We start from the raw sequence: 3,689 nt of genomic DNA on the forward strand, positions 1-3,689 counted from the left end.
CGGTGAAGGGTGCCCTCTACGCGGCCATGATCGTCGGCGTGGTCGACACCTTCGGCCGCGTGCTGCTGCCGTTGCTGCTGCGCCAGATCGCCGAACGTTCCATCGCCGATGCGGCCGGCCCGGCGCTCGCGTCCATGAGCGTCTACCTGTTGATGGCCCTGGTGCTTGCATTGAAGCCGCAGGGGCTGTTCCCGGCTCGACGCGCCTGATCGGAGAGTGATGATGTCCACTGCCTATTTGCGGCCGGCAACGCTGGTTCCGCTGGTTCTGTTCGCGGGTCTGCTGGCCGTGCCTTTCGTTGCCCAGGCAACGGGCCAGCCGTTCTGGATCTCCTTTTTCACACGCATCCTCATCTACGCCATCGCCGCCTCGGCGCTCAACGTGGCGCTGGGTTTCGGCGGGCTGGTCAGCTTCGGCCATGCGCTGTTCCTCGGCCTGGGCAGCTATGCCGTGGCGTTGCCCGCGGCGCATGGCATCGACAGCGGCTGGGTGCATCTGTTGATCAGCCTGGGCGTCTGCAGCCTCGTCGCGCTGGCTGTCGGCGCCATCAGCCTGAGGACCTCGGGCATGTCCTTCATCATGATCACGCTGGCCTTCGCGCAGATGGGCTACTTCCTGCTGGTCAGCCTGAAGCAGTACGGCGGCGACGATGGCCTGGCCATCGCGACGACCAGCCGCTTCGGCGCCGGCATCGATCTCGGTGCTTCGCCGGTGCTCTACGGCACGGCCTGGGTGCTGTTGGCGCTGTTGACCCTGTGGGTGGCCAGGCTGCGCCTGTCGCCCTTCGGCATGGCCTTGCGTGGCGCGCGCCAGAACGCACGCCGGGTGCAGGCCATCGGCCTGGCGCCTCGCCGCGTGCAGCTGGCCGCCTTCGTGCTGTCGGGCGCCATTTGCGGGCTCGCCGGCATGCTGCTGGCGAACATGAACGCCTATGCCTCGCCAAGCACGATGGCCTGGACGGTCTCCGGCGACCTGATCGTCATGGTGGTGCTGGGCGGCATGGGCACGGTGTTCGGCCCCGTGCTGGGCGCGGTGGTCTTCCTTGGCGTGGAGGAGTTGCTCAAGGGCTATACCGAGCATTGGATGATCGTCTTCGGCCCGCTCATCGTGCTGATGGCCTTGCTGGGGCGTGGAGGGCTCACCGGCCTGCTGCAGCGCCTGCACAAGCCGGCCGCTGCCGGCCCTGTCGTTCAGGCCATCCAGAAGGGGCATGCGTGATGGCCGCCGCACTCAGAACAGATGGCCTGGTGATGCGCTACGGCTCGCTGCTGGTGACCGACAGCGTGTCGCTGGACATCCGGCCCGGCGAGCTGCACGCCGTCATCGGGCCCAACGGCGCCGGCAAGACAACGCTGATCAACCAGCTCAGCGGCGAGTTGCGCCCGCTCGAAGGCCGCGTGCATTTCGACGGGCGCAACGTCACCGGGCACAGCATGGACCGCCGGGCGCGCGCCGGGCTGTTGCGCTCCTACCAGATCACGTCGATCTTCGAGGAGTTCACCGTGCTCGAGAACGCGACGCTGGCGGCGATGGCCGTTGCGCGCCCACCCTGGCGCTTCTGGCGCCCACTGCTCGATGACGTGGCCGCGCGCACCGCTGCCGAGGAGGCCATCGGCCTGTCCGGGCTGTCGGCGCAGCACGGCTCGCCGGCCGGCGAACTCGCCTATGGCCAGCGCCGCCAGCTGGAGCTGGCAATGGCCTTGGCGGCCCAGCCCTCCCTGTTGCTGCTGGACGAACCGATGGCCGGCATGAGCGCGCAGGAGTCCATCGCCGTCACGGCACTGCTGCAGCAACTGAAAGGGCGCTACACCATCGTCCTGGTCGAGCACGACATGAACGCCGTGTTCTCGCTGGCGGACCGCATCACCGTGCTGGTCTACGGGCGCGTGATGTTCACCGGGACGCCGGACGAGATCCGCAATCACCCCGAGGTGCGCGCCGTGTACTTGGGCGAGGAGACGGTATGAATGAACGCAAGCCGTATCTGTCCGTTCGCGGCCTGCAGGCGGGCTACGGCCGATCCCAGGTGCTCTTCGACATGAGCTTCGACGTCCGGCCGGGCGAGGTCGTCACCTTGCTGGGCCGCAATGGCATGGGCAGGTCCACCACCGTCAAATGCCTGTTCGGCATGCTGCCCTGCCTCGCCGGCGACATCACCGTGGCCGGCGAACGGGCCAATGGCCGGGCGCCCCATCGCATCGCCCGGCAAGGCCTGGCACTGGTGCCTGAGGGCCGRCAGATCTTCACGGAACTGTCGGTCGAGGAGAACCTCGTGGCGACCGCCCGAGGGCCTGCGGCCTCAGGGCCGGCGAAGGCATGGACGCTGGACGGCATCTACGCGCTGTTCCCTCGGCTGAAGGAGCGCTGCACCAACCTTGGCTCGCAGCTTTCGGGCGGCGAGCAACAGATGCTGGCCATTGGTCGGGCGCTGATGACCAACCCGCGCCTGGTGGTGCTGGACGAGGCCACCGAAGGCCTGGCACCGGTCATCCGCGACGAGATCTGGCGAACCATCCGGCAGCTGAAGGCGGAAGGCCTCGCCCTGATCATCATCGACAAGAACATCAACCGACTGCTGGACCTGGCGGACCGCCACTACGTCGTTGAGAAGGGCCGTGTCGTCTGGAGCGGAGATTCCGACGCCATCCGCCGCCAGCCGGACCTGATCCACCAGTACCTGGGAGTCTGAGCATGAAGCTCTACGGTTTCTTTCGCAGCGGCACCTCGCACCGCCTGCGCATCGCCTTGAACCTCAAGGGCATCGCCTACGAACAGGTGCCCATCGATCTGCGCACCGAGCGACACATGACGGCCGAATACAGGCAAATCAATCCGCAGCAGTTGGTGCCGAGCCTCGATACCGGCGCAACGGTGATGACGCAAACCCCCGCCATCATCGAGTGGCTGGAGGAGTGCTTTCCCAAGCCAGCATTCCTGCCCGAAGACGCCCGGGCGCGAGCGATGGTTCGAGCGCTCGCGGCCATCGTTGGCTGCGATATCCACCCGGTCAACAACCGGCGAATTCTGGAAACACTGCGCCACAGCTTTGGTGCCGACGATGCAGCGGTGAACGAGTGGTGTGGCACCTGGATCGCGGCGGGGTTCGACGCGTTCGATGCACTGGTGGCGTCGCACGGCCGCAGTGGACCGTTTTCCTACGGTGACACGCCGACGCTGGCTGACGTCTACTTGGTGCCGCAGATTGAAAGTGCGCGGCGCTTCAAGATCGACATCAATCGCTGGCCGCGCCTGGCAGGCATCGACCAAGCCTGCGCCGGGCTTGACGCGTTCCGGCTGGCGACTCCGGCGTTGCAGCCGGATGCCGACAGACCCGCGGGGCATTGACCCGATTGGCGACCACGCACGATGGGCCAGGGCCTGGGCTGCACGTTCAGACGAGCACTTCCACGCAGGCCGGGTGGCCCAGGAAGCCTTCGGGGCTGGCGCTGCGGCCATAGGCGCCGCTCTGATAGACGACCGCGAGGTCGCCAATCTCGCCCTTGGCCATGTCCATGCGATCGGCCAGCAGGTCCAGCGGCGTGCACAACGGGCCGACGACGCTGGCCGGCTCGGTCGCTGATTCGCTGCGGCCCTGGGGTTCGACGGACGCCGGGTAGTTCTTGCGCAGCACCTGGCCGAAATTGCCCGAGGCCGACAGGTGGTGGTGCAGGCCACCATCGGCCACCAGC

Annotated in this window: 4 protein-coding genes and 3 pseudogenes; 6 read left to right on the top strand and 1 reads right to left on the bottom strand. The window is 67.2% G+C overall.

Annotation, left to right across the window (positions count from 1 at the left end):
* From ACXJKR_RS27095 to maiA, 6 genes and pseudogenes are all read left to right on the top strand, one after another.
* Positions 1 to 209, top strand: a pseudogene (locus ACXJKR_RS27095) (branched-chain amino acid ABC transporter permease); the annotation flags it as partial.
* Between the two features lie 10 nt (positions 210 to 219).
* On the top strand, positions 220 to 1,218 hold the full coding sequence (locus ACXJKR_RS27100; RefSeq protein WP_457325452.1) for a branched-chain amino acid ABC transporter permease: 999 nt from the start codon (positions 220 to 222) through the stop codon (positions 1,216 to 1,218).
* Between the two features lie 68 nt (positions 1,219 to 1,286).
* Positions 1,287 to 1,685: pseudogene (locus tag ACXJKR_RS27105) on the top strand (ATP-binding cassette domain-containing protein); the annotation flags it as partial.
* A 204-nt stretch (positions 1,686 to 1,889) separates the two neighbouring features.
* Positions 1,890 to 1,967 carry an ABC transporter ATP-binding protein C-terminal domain-containing protein gene (locus ACXJKR_RS27110; protein WP_457325456.1) on the top strand — a complete coding sequence of 26 codons (78 nt, stop codon included), beginning with the start codon at positions 1,890 to 1,892 and terminating at the stop codon, positions 1,965 to 1,967.
* The gene (locus tag ACXJKR_RS27115; protein WP_457325454.1) at positions 1,964 to 2,689 is read left to right on the top strand and encodes an ABC transporter ATP-binding protein; all 726 of its coding nucleotides are present in this window, start codon (positions 1,964 to 1,966) and stop codon (positions 2,687 to 2,689) included. Before ACXJKR_RS27110 ends, ACXJKR_RS27115 begins: the two co-directional genes overlap by 4 nt.
* Before the next feature lie 2 nt (positions 2,690 to 2,691).
* Positions 2,692 to 3,345, top strand: coding sequence for a maleylacetoacetate isomerase (maiA, locus tag ACXJKR_RS27120; RefSeq protein WP_457325455.1), 654 nt, complete (start codon positions 2,692 to 2,694; stop codon positions 3,343 to 3,345).
* A gap of 46 nt (positions 3,346 to 3,391) precedes the next feature.
* Here maiA and ACXJKR_RS27125 read toward each other — a convergent pair.
* A pseudogene (locus ACXJKR_RS27125) lies at positions 3,392 to 3,689 on the bottom strand (pyridoxal-dependent decarboxylase, exosortase A system-associated); the annotation flags it as partial.

It is taken from the genome of Roseateles sp. P5_E11, from assembly GCF_054049355.1.

Excerpts from the sequence above, each read along its gene's own strand:
- ACXJKR_RS27100 (WP_457325452.1), top strand. The coding sequence starts at position 220 with ATGATGTCCACTGCCTATTTGCGGCCGGCAACGCTGGTTCCGCTGGTT.
- ACXJKR_RS27110 (WP_457325456.1), top strand. The coding sequence starts at position 1,890 with ATGTTCACCGGGACGCCGGACGAGATCCGCAATCACCCCGAGGTGCGC.
- maiA (WP_457325455.1), top strand. The coding sequence starts at position 2,692 with ATGAAGCTCTACGGTTTCTTTCGCAGCGGCACCTCGCACCGCCTGCGC.